Source organism: Streptomyces luteolifulvus (assembly GCF_008806595.1).
Taxonomy (GTDB): Bacteria; Actinomycetota; Actinomycetes; order Streptomycetales; family Streptomycetaceae; genus Streptomyces; species Streptomyces luteolifulvus.
This window is the reverse complement of record NZ_VZRB01000010.1, coordinates 159,810-177,693: the sequence shown is the minus strand read 5'-3', so window position 1 is coordinate 177,693 and position 17,884 is coordinate 159,810. Positions and strand designations below refer to the sequence as shown.

Annotated in this window: 11 protein-coding genes and 1 riboswitch; of the genes, 5 read left to right on the top strand and 6 right to left on the bottom strand. The window is 72.0% G+C overall.

The window, feature by feature from the left end; all coding sequences use genetic code 11:
* Positions 1 to 120: 120 nt before the first annotated feature.
* From F7R91_RS17150 to F7R91_RS17135, 4 genes are all read right to left on the bottom strand, one after another.
* Positions 121 to 1,125, bottom strand: a complete 1,005-nt coding sequence (locus F7R91_RS17150) for a hypothetical protein (RefSeq protein WP_150949679.1) — start codon at positions 1,123 to 1,125, stop codon at positions 121 to 123.
* Positions 1,126 to 1,333: 208 nt separating this feature from the next.
* A complete protein-coding gene (locus F7R91_RS17145; protein WP_191971519.1) occupies positions 1,334 to 2,500 on the bottom strand; it encodes a VWA domain-containing protein in 1,167 nt (388 codons plus the stop codon).
* Entirely contained in the window at positions 2,497 to 4,995 is a 2,499-nt protein-coding gene (locus F7R91_RS17140; protein ID WP_150949677.1) for a DUF5682 family protein, read from the bottom strand. The genes F7R91_RS17145 and F7R91_RS17140 overlap by 4 nt, the downstream gene beginning before the upstream one ends.
* A 121-nt stretch (positions 4,996 to 5,116) precedes the next feature.
* Positions 5,117 to 6,247 carry an ATP-binding protein gene (locus F7R91_RS17135; RefSeq protein ID WP_150949675.1) on the bottom strand — a complete coding sequence of 377 codons (1,131 nt, stop codon included), beginning with the start codon at positions 6,245 to 6,247 and terminating at the stop codon, positions 5,117 to 5,119.
* A 144-nt stretch (positions 6,248 to 6,391) separates the two neighbouring features.
* Between F7R91_RS17135 and F7R91_RS17130 the strand changes: the two genes are divergently transcribed.
* Entirely contained in the window at positions 6,392 to 7,744 is a 1,353-nt protein-coding gene (locus tag F7R91_RS17130; RefSeq protein ID WP_150949673.1) for an SWIM zinc finger family protein, read from the top strand.
* A gap of 58 nt (positions 7,745 to 7,802) precedes the next feature.
* Positions 7,803 to 9,491, top strand: a complete 1,689-nt coding sequence (locus F7R91_RS17125; RefSeq protein ID WP_408056040.1) for a DUF5691 domain-containing protein — start codon at positions 7,803 to 7,805, stop codon at positions 9,489 to 9,491.
* Positions 9,492 to 9,660: 169 nt separating this feature from the next.
* Here F7R91_RS17125 and F7R91_RS17120 read toward each other — a convergent pair whose 3' ends face one another.
* Positions 9,661 to 10,077 (bottom strand): cobalamin B12-binding domain-containing protein, encoded by a 417-nt coding sequence (locus F7R91_RS17120; protein ID WP_150949668.1) that lies wholly within the window; start codon positions 10,075 to 10,077, stop codon positions 9,661 to 9,663.
* 571 nt (positions 10,078 to 10,648) lie between these two features.
* Here F7R91_RS17120 and F7R91_RS17115 point away from each other — a divergent pair.
* Both F7R91_RS17115 and F7R91_RS17110 read left to right on the top strand, forming a co-directional pair.
* Positions 10,649 to 11,515: an esterase/lipase family protein gene (locus F7R91_RS17115; protein ID WP_150949667.1), complete on the top strand. Its 867-nt coding sequence runs from the start codon at positions 10,649 to 10,651 to the stop codon at positions 11,513 to 11,515.
* Between the two features lie 327 nt (positions 11,516 to 11,842).
* Complete coding sequence (locus tag F7R91_RS17110; protein WP_408056039.1) at positions 11,843 to 13,408, top strand: M23 family metallopeptidase; 1,566 nt, start codon at positions 11,843 to 11,845, stop codon at positions 13,406 to 13,408.
* A gap of 97 nt (positions 13,409 to 13,505) precedes the next feature.
* On the opposite strand, the gene pcrA is transcribed toward F7R91_RS17110, so the two are convergent.
* Positions 13,506 to 15,989, bottom strand: a complete 2,484-nt coding sequence (pcrA, locus tag F7R91_RS17105) for a DNA helicase PcrA (RefSeq protein ID WP_150949663.1) — start codon at positions 15,987 to 15,989, stop codon at positions 13,506 to 13,508.
* A gap of 478 nt (positions 15,990 to 16,467) precedes the next feature.
* Positions 16,468 to 16,642: riboswitch (cyclic di-AMP (ydaO/yuaA leader) on the top strand.
* A gap of 7 nt (positions 16,643 to 16,649) precedes the next feature.
* On the opposite strand from pcrA, the gene F7R91_RS17100 reads away from it, so the two are divergent.
* Complete coding sequence (locus F7R91_RS17100; protein ID WP_150949662.1) at positions 16,650 to 17,858, top strand: C40 family peptidase; 1,209 nt, start codon at positions 16,650 to 16,652, stop codon at positions 17,856 to 17,858.
* The last annotated feature ends 26 nt before the right edge of the window (positions 17,859 to 17,884 follow it).

The following is a 17,884-nucleotide window of genomic DNA, read 5'->3' as shown; positions in this document are numbered from 1 at the left end:
AGTGGAATCGGATACGGCCCCGGCGGGCTTCCGTCCGGACCTGGGAGGGGTGTCCGGACGGTCGGGCAGACCTGTTTCCGCCCCCGCGCGGCAGGTCTACGGCGGGGGAAGCCGGTCGCCCTAAGCGGGGGAAACGGGAATGTCCCGGTGCCTGTCCTGGATCTCGCTCGCCTCGACACCCGCGGCGACACCGGCCGCGAGCCGCAGGGGCGGACGGCGGTTCAGCGTGACGGCGTACGCGTCGCCGTGCCGCGAAGTACCGCCGTCCGTGGCCGGCTTGCCGCCCAGCGCGCCGTCCGGGTCACCGGTGGGCGCTTGTTGCGCGGGGGCACGACTGCCGATGGAGGCGATCCGATGCCGGTCGGCGTGCGACGAGGCAAAGATCGCGGTGGCCCCGATGGCCCCGGTGGCCCCGATGGCTCGGATGGCGGAATGCGGCCCGTGGGCACCACCTTCCGTCTCCTGGCCGCCCGCCGATGAGGCCACCGGCGGCGCGGCCGGCGCCGGCTGCGGCACGGTGACCGGCGCCGGAAGGGTCTGCCCAGGGAGCGTGGGCAGCCCGGGGAGACCCGGGACTGCGGGCAGTTCCGACGTACCCGGAAGGGTCGGCACAGTCGGCAGCGAAGGCAGGGTCGGCAGGCGTGGGCCGTTTGATGGCGTCTTTGCCGATTCCTCGGTCAGCGTCGCGGCCAAGTCCCGGACCGGCTGCACGACGTGGTCCACGGGGAAGTGCACTTCCGGCATGGCCGTGGCCGCCGGGTCATGCACCGCCTGGTCGTGTGCAGCCGGCTCGGCCGGAGGCGTGGGGTCGAGCGGGGGCGCCTCGGCCGGAGGGGCCGGCTCGTGCCGTGCCCTCTCGGACGGCGTGGTCACCAGCCGCCCGACCGGGTTCACCGAACTCCTCGCCAACGACCGGACGTCGTCCGCCGAAGCCGCAGCGGCAGCCGCAGCCGAGGACGTCGAGCTCACCGACGCCACGCCGTCCGCCGCCTGCGCCCGTTCCCCGCAGAAGAACCCGAGGGCGAACAACCCGCCCACCAGCAGCGCCACTTGCAGCGCGCGCCGTCCGGCCGCCGCGCGCATCACGCGGGCAGCGGCAACGGGCAGAGCTGCTGGCCAGGTCAAGAAGGGAGGTCCTCCCGTGCGGCGGAACAGAACGGAGCTGCGTGAGCGAAGCGGCGGCACACCGCTGACGGGCGTCGATCCTCGCACGGGACTCAGGAGGTTGCGCAAGCCCTCCGTTACCGATGGGTAGTCATGTCCGTTTTGCTGGCCGAAGCAAGACGCCACCAGGTCGACAAATCGTCGACAGGCACCCCAGACCCCACACCGCTCACGCGGTGTCCGGTATCGGAAGCGGCCGCTTCTCGATCGCCGCCGCCATCACCTCCGGGAACAGGTCGGGGGTACAGGCGAAAGCCGGCGCACCCAGCGCGGCGAGCGCCGCCGCGTGCTCCCTGTCGTACGCGGGCGCCCCCTCGTCCGACAGCGCGAGCAGCGCCACGAACTGCACTCCCGACGCCTTCATCGCCGCGACCCGCTTGAGCATCTCGTCCCGGATCCCCCCTTCGTAGAGGTCGCTGATCAGCACGACCACCGTCTCCGCGGGCCGGGTGATCTGCGACTGGCAGTACGCGAGCGCCCGGTTGATGTCCGTACCGCCCCCCAGTTGTGTGCCGAAGAGGACGTCGACCGGGTCGTCGAGCTGGTCGGTGAGGTCGACCACGGACGTGTCGAAGACGACGAGCCGTGTGCTGATCGACCGCATGGACGCCAGCACCGCCCCGAACACGGACGCGTACACGACGGACGCCGCCATCGACCCCGACTGGTCGATGCAGAGGACGACCTCCTTCTTCACGGACTGGGACGCCCGCCCGTATCCGATGAGCCGCTCCGGCACGATCGTCCTGTACTCCGGCAGGTAGTGCTTGAGGTTGGCCGCGATCGTGCGGTTCCAGTCGATGTCGTGGTGGCGGGGCCGGTTGATACGGGCACTGCGGTCGAGCGCGCCGGTGAGCGTCGCGCGGGTCCGGGTGGCGAGCCGCTTCTCCAGGTCCTCGACGACCTTGCGTACGACGGCTCTTGCCGTCTCCTTGGTGGTCTCCGGCATCGCCTTGTTGAGGGAGAGCAGTGTGCCGACGAGGTGCACGTCGGCCTCCACCGCCTCCAGCATCTCCGGCTCGAGGAGCAGCGTGGACAGCCCGAGCCGGTCGATGGCGTCGCGCTGCATGACCTGCACGACGGAGGACGGGAAGTACGTGCGGATGTCGCCGAGCCAGCGCGCCACGGACGGCGCCGACGCGCCGAGCCCCGCCGAACGGTCCCGCCCCGTCTGCGGCTTGTCCCCCTTTCCGTAGAGCGCGGCAAGTGTCCCGTCCATCGCGGCGTCCTGCCCGGAGAGCGCGCACCCGGTGCCGTCGGCCGCGTCGCCCCCGAGGACGAGCCGCCAGCGCCGCAGCCGCTCCTGCGCCGGATCCATCGGCACGGTCGTCGTCATCTGCCCGCCTCCGCCAGGTTGTTGTCGTCCTCGGTCGCGTTGTTCCCGGTGCCTTCGTCTCCGTCCAGGCCCAGCAGCAGCCGCAGCACCGGCAGTACGGCGTCCGCGCGGCCGGGGTCGAGGTCGGCTGCGAAGCCGGGTATGCCGGAACCGGCGGTCGTCGCGCTCCCCCGCGCGCCCGGTCCCCGCCGGACCAGCTCGCCCAGGGTCCGGCGCACCCCCGGTTCGTACGCCGAGAAGGTCCGCCGCAGCAGCGGCAGCACATCCGTGAACGCCTCCGCCGGCACGCCGGTCAGCCAGGCGTCGACCAGTCCGAGCAGTCGCTCGTCGTGCACGAGCAGCATCCCGCCGCCGGAGCCGCCGCCCACGAAGCCCTCGATCCACGCGGCCGCGTCCTGCGGCGGCGTCCCCGGCGACAGCACGAGCCCCATCAGCCGCGCCGCCTCGTCGTGCGCCAACTCCCCGTCGTCCAGAAGCAGCCGCACGGCTCGCCCCCGAATGACCCCCGGCACGCTGTCCCGCCCGGACAACACCCGCAGCACGGCGCTCCAACGGCCACGCAGCCGCCGGCCCCGGTGACCCCCTGCACAAGCCCCGCCGGCCGCCCCCGCCTCCCCCTGCCCCGGCGCGGCAGGCGCGGAGACGTCCCCTGCCGGAACATCGCCCAGCAGTCCCACCGCCCCGTGCACCGCGTCCACATGGCGTCGCATCTCGTCGGCCGCGTGGGCGTCGAGCGCGGCGCAGGCCGGGGGCAGGCCGACGAAGATCCGCTCGGCGAGGCCCGCGGCGACCTCTGCCAGGGCCTGGGTGTCCGTGCCGCGTACATCGCCGTAGCGCAGGGAGCGGACCAGGGCCGGCAGGGCTTGGGCAAGGTGGCCGACGTCCGCGTCGAGCGCCGCCCGGTCGGCGAGGACCCTCATCACCACCGGCAGCGCGTCGGGCAGTTCGGCCAGCAGACAGCGCTCGGCCAGCGCGGTGACCTCGGCCAGGGCCTGCGCGGCGACGGCATCGGCTTCCGCCTTGGCGGTCGCCGCGGCCGGCACGGTGGTACCCCACACCCCCGCCTCGGCGACCCGCACGGACAGCTCGGGCTCCCACCGCAGCCGCCACGTCTCCCGGAATGTGCCGGTGCTGCCGCGCGAGGCGACCGGCTCGCCCCAGGCGACGCCGAGCAGCCGCAGCCGGTGCAGCAGCCGGCTGCGCTCGGCGTCGGTCTCCTTGCGCAGGTCGAGCTCCAACTCGCGCTCCAGCGCCTCCGGTTTGAGCCGCAGTCTGCGCTGGACCCGGTCGAGGTCGCGCTGCAAGGGCACCGCGGGCGCGCTCCGCGGCACCTCCCCCAGCACGTCCCCGACCACCAGCCGGTCGTGCACCAGGGCCAGCGGCACGTCCGAGCCGTCGCACATCACCGACCGCACCGCGTCGGTGGTCTCGCTCAGGCCCGGCAGCGGGCGGCCGCGCATCGCGGCGAGCGTCTCGGCCAGCCGCACCGCCTCGATGACATGCGCCGAGGAGACGAGACGGTCCTCGGCCCGCAGCAGCCCGGCCACCTTGGTCATCCACCGCTCGACGGGCCGGTCCGGCACACCGAACAGATGTCCGTACCAGCCCGGCGAGTCGATGCCCGCTCCGTAGCCGCTGACCCTGGAGAGCCTGCGGTGGGTCCACGGCACCCAGGTCATGTCCGCCTTGACCTTGGGCAGGCCCTTCAGCAGCGCCCGGTCGGCGACGACGGTGGTCTTCCTCCGCAGCGCGGGCACGTGCCAGGCCCCGCACACCACCGCCACGCCGTCCCCGAACTCGCGCTGCGCGGCCCGCACCTGGAGCCGCATATGCGCCTCCCGCACGAGATCCCGGTCGTGTCCCCCGCTGCCGTACGTCTCCCGCAGCGCCCCCATGGCCTCCTCGAGCGCACCGAACGGCGCGAACGCGTCCCCGTCGCCCGGTCCCCGGTGCTCGACGACGTCCTCCCACCAGCGCTCGGGGTCGTCGTAGCCGGCGGTCTCGGCGAGCACGGCGAGCGGATCGACCCGGACGGCGAGACGGGTCGCGTGCATGTCGTCGTCCTCGCACACGACCGCGGGTTCGCGGGCGCCGGGCCTCTCGGGCGCGTCGTTCAGCGCTTCCTCCGTGTCCTTTCCCCAGGCCAGCGTGTGCGTGGCCGGGAGATCGATGAAGCGGGCCGGGACGTCGTGTTCCAGGGCCCAGCGGATGGCGACCCATTCCGGGGAGAACTCGGCCAGCGGCCAGAACGCCGAGCGGCCGGGCTCGTCCACGGCGTGGGCGAGGAGGGCGACCGGCGGCCGCATGTCCTCGTCGGCGGCCAGCGGGATCAGGCTGTCGGCCTCGGGCGGACCCTCGATCAGCACGGCCTGCGGCCTGGCCGCGGCCAGCGCCGCGCGCACGGCCCGCGCCGACCCCGGCCCGTGGTGCCGCACGCCGAGCAGCAGCGGTCCCGCACCGGGCCGCCGGCTCCCGGACTCGTCAGCGCCTGTCACGCCGTCCCCCTCTCCCTCCGGGACCAAGTGGAGTCGTCCCCGTTGACATTCCTGCCGTACGTCACGGCCTCGCGGCCGCCCTCCGTGGCACGTCCGCCGCGGAGCCCCCGTCGGCTGTCGTTCACGCGCTCACCTCCCGGCAGGCCCGGTAGAAGTCCGTCCAGCCGTCGCGCTCGCGAACGACCGCCTCCAGGTACTCCTGCCAGACGACGCGGTCGGCCGCCGGGTCGCGCACGACGGCGCCGAGGATGCCCGCGGCGACGTCACCGGCCCGCAGGACTCCGTCGCCGAAGTGGGCGGCCAGGGCGAGGCCGTTGGTGACGACGGAGATGGCCTCGGCGGTCGACAGCGTGCCGCTGGGCGACTTCACCTTCGTACGGCCGTCGGAGGTGACGCCGTCGCGCAGCTCGCGGAAGACGGTCACCACACGCCGGATCTCGTCGATGCCGTCGGGTAGGGCCGGCAGGTCGAGCGAACGCCCGATCTGGTCGACCCGGCGGGAGACGATGTCGACCTCGGCCTCGACGCTCTCCGGCAGCGGCAGCACCACCGTGTTGAAGCGGCGGCGCAGGGCGCTGGAGAGATCGTTGACCCCCCGGTCGCGGTCGTTGGCCGTGGCGATCAGATTGAAGCCGCGGACGGCCTGCACCTCCTGCCCCAGCTCCGGTATCGGCAGCGTCTTCTCCGACAGGATCGTGATGAGTGTGTCCTGCACATCGGCCGGGATACGGGTCAGCTCCTCGACACGGGCCGTCATGCCCTCCGCCATGGCCCGCATGACCGGGCTGGGCACGAGGGCGTCACGGCTCGGGCCGTGCGCGAGCAACTGCGCGTAGTTCCACCCGTACCGGATCGCCTCCTCCGGGGTTCCGGCCGTGCCCTGGACGAGCAGCGTCGAGTCGCCGCTTACCGCCGCGGCCAGATGCTCCGACACCCAGGTCTTCGCCGTGCCGGGGACGCCGAGCAGGAGCAGGGCGCGGTCAGTGGCGAGGGTGGTGACCGCGACCTCGACGATGCGGCGCGGTCCCACGTACTTCGGTGTGATCACGGTGCCGTCGGGCAGGGTGCCGCCGAGCAGATAGGTGGCGACGGCCCACGGCGACAGCTTCCAGCGGGCCGGGCGCGGCCGGTCGTCCTGCGCGGCCAGCGCGGCGAGTTCACCGGCGAAGGCGTCCTCGGCATGCGGCCGCAACGCTTCGGCCGACTCGTTCTCACGTGCTTCCACGGACATGGGATCAACGGACACAGACATGGCTGAGGCCCCCTCCAGCTCGGCCGGTTCGGTCTGGTGTCTACCGTGCACCACGGCACTGACAATGCGTTCTGACCTGCGAAAACGCCCTCGCGAGGGCTGAGCCGGGGTCGATTGTCAGTGGTGGGATCTACCTTCGATGGCATGACTCAGCAGGGGGTGCGCTGGACGGCGGATCAGGTGCTGGCACTGGCGCCTGACGCCGCGTCGCGCAAAGCCGGAAGCAAACTCGGCGCGGCAGGGCCGTGGTCCGAGGCGGGCAGTTCCGACGAGGGGACGGTGTGGGGGCTGTGCAAGGGCAGTGGAAGCAAGCCGTATCAGACGGTCATAGACATCGCGGACGCGGCCGGTCCCGCGTACAAGTGCAGTTGCCCGAGCCGCAAGTTCCCGTGCAAGCACGCGCTCGGACTGCTGCTGCTGTGGGCGGGCGGGGACGGCGCGGTGCCGTCGGCCGAGCCGCCGGAGTGGGCGGAGCAGTGGAGAGCGGGCAGGCGGAAGCGTGCGGAGGAGAAACGCGCGGCGGGGGCGTCCGGTTCCTCCGCCCCGGGTGATCCGGAGGCGGCGCGGCGCAGGGCGCAGCGGCGGGCCGAGCGGATCACCGCCGGGGCGGCGGAGCTGGAGCAGCGGCTGACCGATCTGCTGCGGGGCGGGCTGGCCGGCGCGGAGCAGGCGGGGTACGGGCTGTGGGAGGAGACGGCGGCCCGGATGGTCGACGCGCAGGCTCCCGGACTGGCTGGCCGGGTAAGGGAGTTGGGGGCGATTCCATCCTCCGGTCCCGGTTGGCCGGTGCGCCTGCTGGAGGAGTGCGCGTTGCTGCACCTCCTGGACCAGGGCTGGCTGCGGCGCGAGCGGCTCCCGGACGACCTGGCGGCGACGGTCGGTTCACGCGTCGGCCTGCCCGGCTCGGCGGACGGCCCTCCGCTGCGGGACCGCTGGCTGGTCCTCGCGCAGTACGACACGTCGGACGCACGCCTGACGACCCGTCGGATCTGGCTGTACGGCGCCGAGTCGGACCGTACGGCGCTGCTCCTCTCTTATGGCGCGGCCGGCCGCGCGCCGGAACTCGCGCTGCCGGTGGGGCTGGCCCTGGAGGCCGAGGTGTCCGCCTATCCGGGTGCCGGGCAGCTGCGGGCCGCGCTGGGTGAGCAGTTCGCGCCGCCCGCGCCGGCGGCGATCCGGCCGCGGGGGGTGACGGCGGCCCAGGCGGCGGCGCGCTACGGCGAGGCCCTGCGGGACGACCCGTGGCTGGACTCGGTCCCGGTGACGCTGGACGGCGTCGTACCGACACCGGACGCAGGCTCGTGGCAGCTGGCGGACGCTGATCGCGGCTCGGCGCTGCCACTCACTCCCTCGGCGTGCTCCCGTCCCGGCCTGTGGCGCCTGGTTGCCCTCTCGGGCGGCGCCCCGGTCAAGGTGTTCGGCGAGTGCGGCCACCGTGGCTTCACCCCGCTGGCGGCCTGGCCCGCGGGCGCGGGCGAGGCGGTGCCGCTGTGCTGAACACCGCCCGGCGAACCGCCTTCGGCAGACTCCGCGAACCCCGACGGAAAGGAACCGCATGAACAGGGCCCCCGCTTCAGCGGCTGCGACAGCTGCTGTGGATTCGTCAGATGCGACGGCTTCGGCGGCTTCGGCGGATGCAACGGCTTCGGCGGATTGGGTGAACTCGCCCGCGCCGAGTGCTTGGGAGGAACTCGTCACCGCCGCCCTGCTGGGAACGGAACGGCGCACGCCGCCGGGCCGGGAGGCCCCGGTGGCACTACTGGACGCGGCGGCCGTGGAGACCGTACGACGGCGTGCCGGGCTGCGGGCGGTGCGGGCGGCGGAGCGTCCGCAGCCGGCTCCCGAGGACCCGCGTCCGCCGCTGCCCGCGGCGGCGGCCCGCAGGCTCGCCATGCTGCTGGCCGACCGGCCGGGCACGGGCGGTGGCCGCAGAGGCACGACGCCGGACCTCCTGGAACTGCTCCCGCAGTGGCTGGCGGCCGCGAACGCGCGTGGCTACGCGCCGCCCCCGGAGACGGTACCGGCGTTGCTGGACGCGGCTCGGGGACGTACGGACCTGCGGCCGGCTGCGCTGATGTTCGCGGGGCCGCGCGCCGTGTGGCTCGCCCGGCTGAACCCGGACTGGAGGTTCGCGCTGCGCTCCGCACCCGGCGGTGGCGCGGCACTTCCTCCCGCGCAGGAGCCCGACCGGGTACGGCAGCTGTGGCAGGAGGGGTTGTTCGCCGAACGGGTCGCCCTCCTCGGGGCGATACGCGCCCGTGAGCCCGGCGCCGCGCGCGAGCTGCTCGCGACGACGTGGTCGACGGAGCGGGCCGAGGACCGGCTGATGTTCCTCGACTCGCTGCGCACGGGTCTGGGTCCCGAGGACGAGCCGTTCCTGGAGCAGGCGCTGACCGACCGGAGCCGCAACGTGAGGGCGACGGCGGCGGAGTTGCTGTCGGCGCTGCCGGGATCGGCGCTCGCAGCACGGATGGCGGTGCGTGCCGGGGCGTGCGTGGCCGTCGACCACACACGGGGCACGCCGGTCCTCAGCGTCGAGGCACCGCACCAGTGCGACGCGGCCATGGAGCGGGACGGGGTCGTGGCGAAGGCTCCGGCGGGGCGGGGCGAACGGTCGTGGTGGCTGGGCCAGTTGGTGGAGGCTGCGCCGCTCGGCACCTGGCCCGGGCGGCTCGGCGGACGTACGCCCCGGGAGACAGTGGCGCTGCCGGTGACGGACGACTGGCAGGGGGAGCTCCACGCGGCATGGTGCCGGGCCGCGGTGCGGCAGCGGGACGCCGAGTGGGCCCGCGCGCTTCTGGGGTCACCCTCGGCGCCGGAGGCAGGCGGGCCCGGAGCGGTGTCCCTGGCCGAGCGCGCGAAGCTGCTCGGCACGCTCGACGGTGATGAACGGGCCGAATGGGTGGCCGGGTTCATCGGGACGCACGGTCTGTCGGAGGCGTTTCAGCTGCTGGGGGTGTGCGCGGTGCCGTGGGCTGCGCCGCTCGGGCGGGCTGTCGTGGACGCGCTCAACATCGCTCGGGACGCGGGGAGTTATCCATGGAGTTTCAGTGGAGTGATGGGGCTGGCCGAGCGGTGCCTCGACCCGTCCGAGGCGAGCCGCCTCGACGGGCTGCTCGCGATACCGGACGAGCGGGAGGACGCGTCGCCGGGGGCCGGGGGGTACTGGGCGGAGGCGTTCCAACGGCTCGGCACGACGCTGAGGTTGCGGGCGGCCATGGCAGAGGAACTCGGGGCGCAGTGAAGGCTGGGTCCGGTGCGCCTCGGCCAGGCAGTGCACGGTGCCGCGCCAGAGGCGTGGGACGCACAGCCCGGCGCTACGGGGTGCCGCTCTCTGCGGGACGGGCGCCGCCCCAGCGGCACGACTGCCCGCAGCTGCGTCGCGAGCCCAACGCCGGTCCGCCGCCGGAGGCCTACGCCCCTGCCGGCTGCCGTGCGTTCGCGCGCACCCAGTCCACGATCGACGCCGTGGTCGCACCCGGAGTGAAGATCTCCGCGACGCCCTTCTCCTTCAGCGGAGGGATGTCCGCCTCGGGGATGATGCCGCCGCCGAAGACCAGGATGTCCTCCGCGTCCCGTTCCCGGAGCAGCTCGATCACCGCCGCGAACAGCGTGTTGTGGGCACCGGAGAGGATGGAGAGGCCGATCGCATCGGCGTCCTCCTGGATCGCGGTGTCGACGATCTGCTCGGGGGTCTGGTGAAGCCCCGTGTAGATGACTTCCATCCCGGCGTCACGCAGTGCCCGCGCGATCACCTTCGCACCCCGATCGTGGCCGTCGAGTCCCGGCTTGGCCACCACCACACGGATCGGACCGGCTGCCACACCCATCACTGCCTCCATGAAGCGACTGCGTCCATCCCTACCGACGAGTACCGCGATACCCGAAATCCGGCCAGAGAAGTGAACGAACGTTACCCAAAGCATCCCGCAACCGGCAGTTTCGCGGCGGATACCGAGGGGGAAATCACACGATGGGACACATCGGCAGCGCACTGTTCCGAGTCTCTGCGACACGCGCGACGCAGACGCCTGTGGCACATTGGTCACAGGCGTCTGCGGCACACATGCCACAGCGGGAACACGCGCAACGGGAGCCGCAACGAGGTCGCCGCACCACCGCGCCGCACACCGCGCGACGTGGGGGAGCGGCGATTCGACAAGGGCACGAAGGGCACGCAGGGCAGGTAAGGCACGACAGCGGGGAGCCTCGTAGCCACACCGACAGGGGACCCCGTCACGTCAGTGGCGCACCACCAGCACCACAAGCACCACGCGCCGCGGACCGTACTCACCACCCCACCCGCCCCGACCGCGCATCGTCGATCGCCCTCGGCGCGACTTCCCACGAGGGCACACGGGGGACAGAGCCGTCCCTTTGCGTGCCGACAGGAGGTCGGCCATGAAGGTCACCGGGGCACCGTTGCCCTTTCTTCCGCTCTGCCAGCGCCTTTTCCCCACCAAGCTGGCGGGTCTCTCCCTGGCCCTTCTGAAGGCGACGGCCCTGGAGATCGCGATCCTCGCGGGTCACCTCCTGCTCTACCCCTCCGGCATCATCCAGGAGCGCCGCGCCCCGGCGCCCCCGATCCCCTCACCGGACGGGGCGGCACAGCTGCCCACGGAGGCCAAGCCCCCCGTCGTCCTGCTGCACGGCTTCATCGACAACCGCTCGGTCTTCGTCCTGCTGCGCCGCAGCCTCGCCCAGCACGGCAGGCAGCAGGTCGAGTCGCTCAACTACTCTCCGCTGACCTGCGACATCCGTACCGCGGCAGATCTGCTCGGGCGCCACATAGAGGAGATCTGCGAGCGCACGGGGAGCCGACAGGTCGACATCGTGGGCCACAGCCTCGGCGGGCTGATAGCGCGCTACTACGCCCAGCGCCTGGGCGGTGACCTCCGCGTGAGGACGCTGGTGACGCTCGGTACACCGCACTCCGGCACGAAGGTGGCGCCGCTGGCGAACGCGCACCCCATCGTGCGCCAGATGCGTCCGGGCTCCGAGCTGCTGGAAGAGCTGGCCCTCCCGGCTCCCGGCTGCCGGACGCACTTCGTCAGCTTCTGGAGCGACCTGGACCACCTGATGGACCCGCTGGAGGCCGCCTGCATCGAGCACCCCGACCTGCTGGCGCAGAACGTGCGGGTGAGCGGTGTCGGACACCTCGCCCTGCCCGTCCACCCGGCCGTGGCGACGGGGATACGGCAGGCGCTCGATCTGGCGTGGACCGAAGCCGAGGCGGGCGCCCGCGCGGGCGGTCTGACGGTGGCGTGAGGGCCGCGACCGGTCCAACCTCCGCAGCGGCCGCGACAGCGGCACCAGCCCGGCACCAGTAATCGGGTCGTAACAGACCGTAACGGACCGCCACAGCCGCCTCACCGGCCCCGGACAGCCACCGTCATCGAACAGATTTCGAACATAGAACCAAACTCGCGTCCGCGGTCCCCGAAACACGGCCGAATGCCCGTTTCCTGCTCGCACGAAACCTGACGAAGATTGTCGTGCCCGCGTACCGCCGGGTACAGTCACCGCACTGCTCTGGCAGCCCCTGTTGTCGAGGCGAAAGAGAAGTTGGTGAACGACCGTCACCCGTCGGGGAGCTTGACCACCCCGGCTCCGGCCTCCGACGCCGCCTCGGCACAGTACGCGTCCTACGGCGGACAGGAAGCCCAGTACGGCAGCTTCACCACGCACGGCACGTACGGCACCTACGCCACCGACGGTTTCGGCAACGCCGGTTATGAAACGGGCGGCCACACCACAGCGACCTTCGAGAGCGACCCCCTCTTCGGCAACCTCCCGTCGGCCGGCCACGGCACCGCCTCGTACGACACGACGGCATGGGCCGGCGGCAGCCACCAGTCCCTGAACTACGACGCGTACGCGGCCCAGCACCACGCCGCCTACGACACCGGGGCCTACGACAACACTGCCTGGACCACCGGCCACCAGCAGCTCGGCGGCATTCCGGCGCAGGCCACCGGTCATGACGTGAGCGGCCAGTGGGACGCGAGCGCCTGGCTCCAGCCCGACCAGTCCGCGGGACCGGCCGACCAGACCCAGCACTGGGGCTGGGGCACGCAGGCCTTCGACACCGGTGCCTACGACGCCACGCAGTGGAACACCGACGGCACCACCGGCGAGACGCCGCACACGACGGACGCCTACGGTCAGCACGCCGAGCCCTTCGCACAGCACGCTGAGCCCTTCTCGCAGCACGCCGAGCCCTTCGAGGGGCATGGCGAGCCCTTCGAGCAGCACGAAACGGCCGACTTCGACCAGCAGGCGACCGAGCTCTTCGAGCATGTCCCCGCCGATGAACCCGCTTTCGACGGCGACGAGTTGAGCCGGACCGGTGAGCTGCCCGCCGTGTCCCCGCTCCTCGACGACCAGGAAGAGATCTCACCGGCCCCGGTCGCCCGCGGCGCGGCCCGCTCCCGCCGCCGTCCGCCCCCCAAGCGCTCCGCGCTCCTGACGGTGGCCGTGCCCTCGGTGTGTGTGATGGGTGTCGCGGGCATCGCCGCCGCCTCCGTCGGTACGCTGACCGGCGACGGCAAGGACACCTCCACCACGGCGTCCGACGCGACCGCCGTGAAGCCGTCCGCCGCGAACAACAAGCTGGACAGCCAGCTCGAGAGCCTCTCCGCGGGCGCCGACGACTTCGCCGACCGGGCCAGCCGTACGCAGGAACGTATCGACTTCAAGGCCGAGCAGCTGGCCGAGAAGAAGCGGGCCGCGGCGGAGGCCGCGCGCAAGGAGCGGCTGCGTCCGAAGTATGCGCTGCCGGTCGCCACGCGCGGGCTCAGCGCCTACTACGGCCAGGCCGGCATCAACTGGATGTCCGTGCACACGGGCATCGACTTCCCGGTCTCCTACGGCACGACGGTGATGGCCGCGACCGACGGCACCGTCCGCACGGAGTGGAACAGCGCGTACGGCAACATGATGATCGTGACCGCCAAGGACGGCACGGAGACGTGGTACTGCCACCTCTCCACCTACCGGGTCGTCTCCGGTACGACGGTCAAGGCCGGCGACCCGATCGCCTACTCGGGGAACTCCGGCAACTCGACCGGCCCGCACCTGCACTTCGAGGTACGGCCGGGCGGCGGCTCGGCGATAGACCCGCTGCCGTGGCTGCGCAGCCACGGCCTCGAGCCCACCTGAGCGACGCGAACGGCAGAGCAACGCGAAAGACGCCCTCGTGGGCCCTCCGGCTTCCCTGTGAGCCCCCGCTCCTCAGCGGGGGCTCATCGCATGACCGCTACAGCTTCTCCACGGGCGCGTAGCGCAGCAGGAGCCGCTTCGGCTTGCTGTCCCCGAAGTCGATCGTCGCCTCGGCGTTGGCACCCGTGCCCTTCACCGCGACGACCGTGCCGAGCCCGAACTGGTCGTGGGTCACCCGGTCCCCGACCGCCAGGGCGACGACCGGCTTCTCCGAGGTCCGGCGCGTGGCGAACCCGGAGGCGCCGGACGCCGAGGAGCGGGAGCGGGACGAGGACAGCGAGGCCGCCACACCGGATGCCGGGCCGGAGGAGGCGGGCGCGGTGGCGCCGGTGCGCTTCCAGTCCACGTGCTGCGCCGGGATCTCCTCCAGGAAGCGCGAGGGCGGGTTGTACGACGGCTGCCCCCATGCGCTCCGCAGCGACGACCGGGTCAGATACAGCCGTTCACGCGCGCGCGTGATGCCGACGTACGCCAGGCGCCGCTCCTCCTCCAGCTCCTTGGTCTGGCCGAGGGCGCGCATGTGCGGGAAGACGCCGTCCTCCATGCCGGTCAGGAACACGACCGGGAACTCCAGGCCCTTGGCGGTGTGCAGGGTCATCAGGGTGATGACGCCGGAGCCGTCCTCGTCCTCGTCGGGGATCTGGTCGGAGTCGGCGACCAGGGCCACCTGCTCCAGAAAGTCGGACAGGGCGACCGACTCGCCCTCCCCGCGCTCCTGCTCGAACTCCAGGGCCACGGCGGCGAGTTCCTGGAGGTTCTCGATCCGGGTCTCGTCCTGCGGGTCGGTGGAGGCCTGCAACTCGGCGAGGTAGCCGGTGCGTTCGAGGACCGCCTCCAGAACGGTCGCCGGACCCGCCCCGAACTCGACGATCGTACGGAGGTCCTCCATCAGGGTGTTGAACCGCTTGACGGCGTTCGTGGAGCGCGAAGCCATGCCGTACGCCTCGTCCACACGCCGGAGCGCCTGCGGGAAGCTGATCTTCTCGCGCTGGGCGAGGGCGTCGATCATCGCCTCCGCGCGGTCGCCGATGCCCCGCTTGGGCACGTTGAGGATGCGGCGCAGGGGGACCGAGTCCTCCGGGTTGGCCAGGACCCGCAGATAGGCGAGGACGTCCCGGACCTCCTTGCGCTCGTAGAAGCGGACGCCGCCGACGACCTTGTAGGGCAGGCCGACGCGGATGAAGACCTCTTCGAAGACACGGGACTGCGCGTTGGTCCGGTAGAAGACGGCGACATCGCCGGCCTTGGCGTCGCCCGCGTCCGTGAGACGGTCTATCTCGTCGGCGACGAACTGCGCCTCGTCGTGCTCGGTGTCCGCGACATAGCCGGTGATGCGCGCGCCCGTGCCCGCGTTGGTCCACAGGTTCTTGGGGCGGCGGGACTCGTTGCGCTCGATGACGGCGTTGGCCGCGCTGAGGATCGTCTGGGTGGAGCGGTAGTTCTGTTCCAGCAGGATCGTCGTCGCGTCCGGGTAGTCCTCCTCGAACTGGAGGATGTTGCGGATCGTCGCGCCGCGGAAGGCGTAGATCGACTGGTCGGCGTCGCCCACGACGCAGAGCTCGGCGGGCCGGAGGTCGTACTCGCTGGGCGGTACGTCCTCGTCGTGCTCGCCGGTGCCGACGAGTTCCCGCACGAGCGCGTACTGGGCGTGGTTGGTGTCCTGGTACTCGTCCACGAGAACGTGGCGGAAGCGGCGGCGGTAGTGCTCGGCGACGTCCGGGAAGGCGCGCAGCAGATTGACCGTCGTCATGATCAGGTCGTCGAAGTCGAGGGCGTTGGCCTCGCGCAGCCGGGACTGGTAGAGGGCGTAGGCCTGGGCGAGGGTCTTCTCGAAGCCGTCGGAGGCCTGGGCGGCGAAGTCCTCCTCGTCGATCAGCTCGTTCTTGAGGTTGCTGATCTTGGCGCTGAAGGACTTCGGCGGGTAGCGCTTGGGGTCGAGGTCCAGGTCACGGCAGACCAGGGCCATCAGACGCTTGGAGTCGGCGGCGTCGTAGATCGAGAAGGACGAGGTGAAGCCGAGCTTCTTGCTCTCGCGGCGCAGGATGCGCACGCACGCGCTGTGGAAGGTCATCACCCACATCGCGTTGGCGCGCGGTCCGACGAGCTGCTCGACGCGCTCCTTCATCTCGCCGGCGGCCTTGTTGGTGAAGGTGATCGCGAGGATCTGGCCCGGATGGACGTTCCGCTCGCCGAGGAGGTACGCGATGCGGTGGGTGAGCACACGGGTCTTGCCGGAGCCGGCGCCGGCCACGATGAGCAGCGGGGCTCCGGAGTGGACGACCGCCGCGCGCTGGTTCTCGTTCAGCCCCTCCAGCAGCGCGGCCGGGTCCACCGCGGGGCGCGGGGCGCCGTCGCGATAGTACTCGTCCCGGTCCGGCGGCACGTCGAACTTACCGCCGAACAGATCGTCCGGAACCGGCTCCGGTACATGATCGTCCTCGGGCGGTGGCGGGTGCTCTTCCCCATGGCCCCGCGGGGCCCGAAGATCCGCCAGAAAGCTGTCGTCAAAGAGGCTGCTCATCGCTCTCCGAGTTTAGGGCCTGCCCGACGCCCCGGGCCGAGGGTCGCGGGTCGCGGGGTCTGGCACGCACGGCTCCGTCCACCTGGCACGGTCTCCGAATCCCACCTGTGTCCTCGGACAGACCCTAAGGCGCCCCACTGACACTCCGCCGCCGCCCCGAGAACTCCGGCCGATTCCGGTCCACGGCGACCGAGGATCTCCCCGCCCCCCGGGGTCTTCTTGCCCTCCAGGACCGTCCCGTCACTGTCCGCTGTCGACCCGGCGGAGCGTGGACCGGAAGCGGGCAGATATTGCTTCTCCGGTGAAACACGCCTAAGTCGCCTCAAATCCCTTCGGATTGACCACGTCGAGCAACACCGAAGCACGAGGTCACGAAAATGTATCGGGCATATCACCCATCAACCTTCACAGGGGCCCCACGAGTTGGCTAGCGTGCCGGGCGGGCCGTACGACCCCCACCGGCGAACGTCGCCGGGCCGCGCGGCCTCCGCCGAATCCGGAACGCCCCCGCGGGCGAACCGGAACCGGGGACCCACCGACCTTGGGGTGAATCGGCCCGCCTCCCTTCCCGGGAAACGGCCGTAGGGCAACCCTTCCGAACCACCCGCCCGAACCCGACAGCTAACTCGGTAGGCGGACCACTGGAAGGAGTCGCCTCCCTTGGCGTCGCACCGCAAGCCGCGTCCCGGCGGGACGCGTGTAGCAGGTATACGGACCCCCGCCCTCGCCACAGCGGCCCTCACCTCCGTGGCCCTGCTGTCCCAGACGGCCAACGCCGCTCCGTCGGCCGACGACAAGCCGAGCCTCGAAGAGGTCGAGAAGAAGGTCGACGACCTGTACCGCCAGGCGGAGTCGGCGACCGAGAAGTACAACGCGGCCAAGGAACAGACCGAGAAGCAGCGCCGGCAGGTCGACACCCTCCTCGACGACGTGGCCAAGCGCACCCAGAAGCTCAACGAGGCGCGGGAGGAGCTCGGTACCTTCGCCGCGGCCCAGTACCGGACCGGCGCCGCCGCTCCGGACACCGCGACCTTCCTGCTCGCGGACTCCCCGCAGGACTACTTCGACCAGACCCAGCTGATGGGCCGGATGACCAGCCGTCAGAAGGGCGCGGTCGACGACTACATCACCGAGCAGTCCGCGACGATGAAGAAGCGTCAGGAGGCCGCCCAGAGCCTCACGAAGCTCACCGAGTCGCGGAACGACCTGCAGACCGCCAAGTCCACCGTCCAGACGAAGCTCTCCGACGCGCGCGAGCTGCTGTCGGAGCTGACGGCGGAGGAGAAGGCGCGGCTGGCGGCGATCGAGAAGCAGAAGCAGGAGGAGGCGGCACGCAAGGCCGCGGAGCTGGCCGAGCAGCAGGCGGCGGCGGAGCAGAAGGCCCGGGAGGAGGCCGCCCGGCAGGAGGCGGCGCGACAGGAGGCCGCCCAGCAGGACAGCGGCTCGTCGAGCTCGTCCTCCTCCGATTCGTCCTCGTCGTCGGGCTCCTCGTCGACGGACTCCTCGTACGCCACCAAGGCCGAGAAGGCCCTCGCCTTCGCCCGCGCCCAGATCGGCAAGCCGTACGTGTGGGGCGCCACCGGCCCCGACTCCTACGACTGCTCCGGCCTCACCCAGGCCGCATGGAAAGCCGCCGACGTCAGCCTCCCCCGCACCACCTGGGACCAGGTCAACGCGGGCACCACGGTCTCCCTCTCCGCCGCCCAGCCCGGTGACCTGGTCTTCTTCTACGAGGACCTCAGCCACGTCGGCATCTACATCGGCAACGGCATGATGATCCACGCCCCGAAGCCCGGCGCGTACGTCCGCGAGGAGTCGATCTACTACGACGGCGAGTCGTCGATCCACAGCGTGGTCCGCCCGGCCTGACGGCTGTAGGGCCGGGGCCCGGCGCC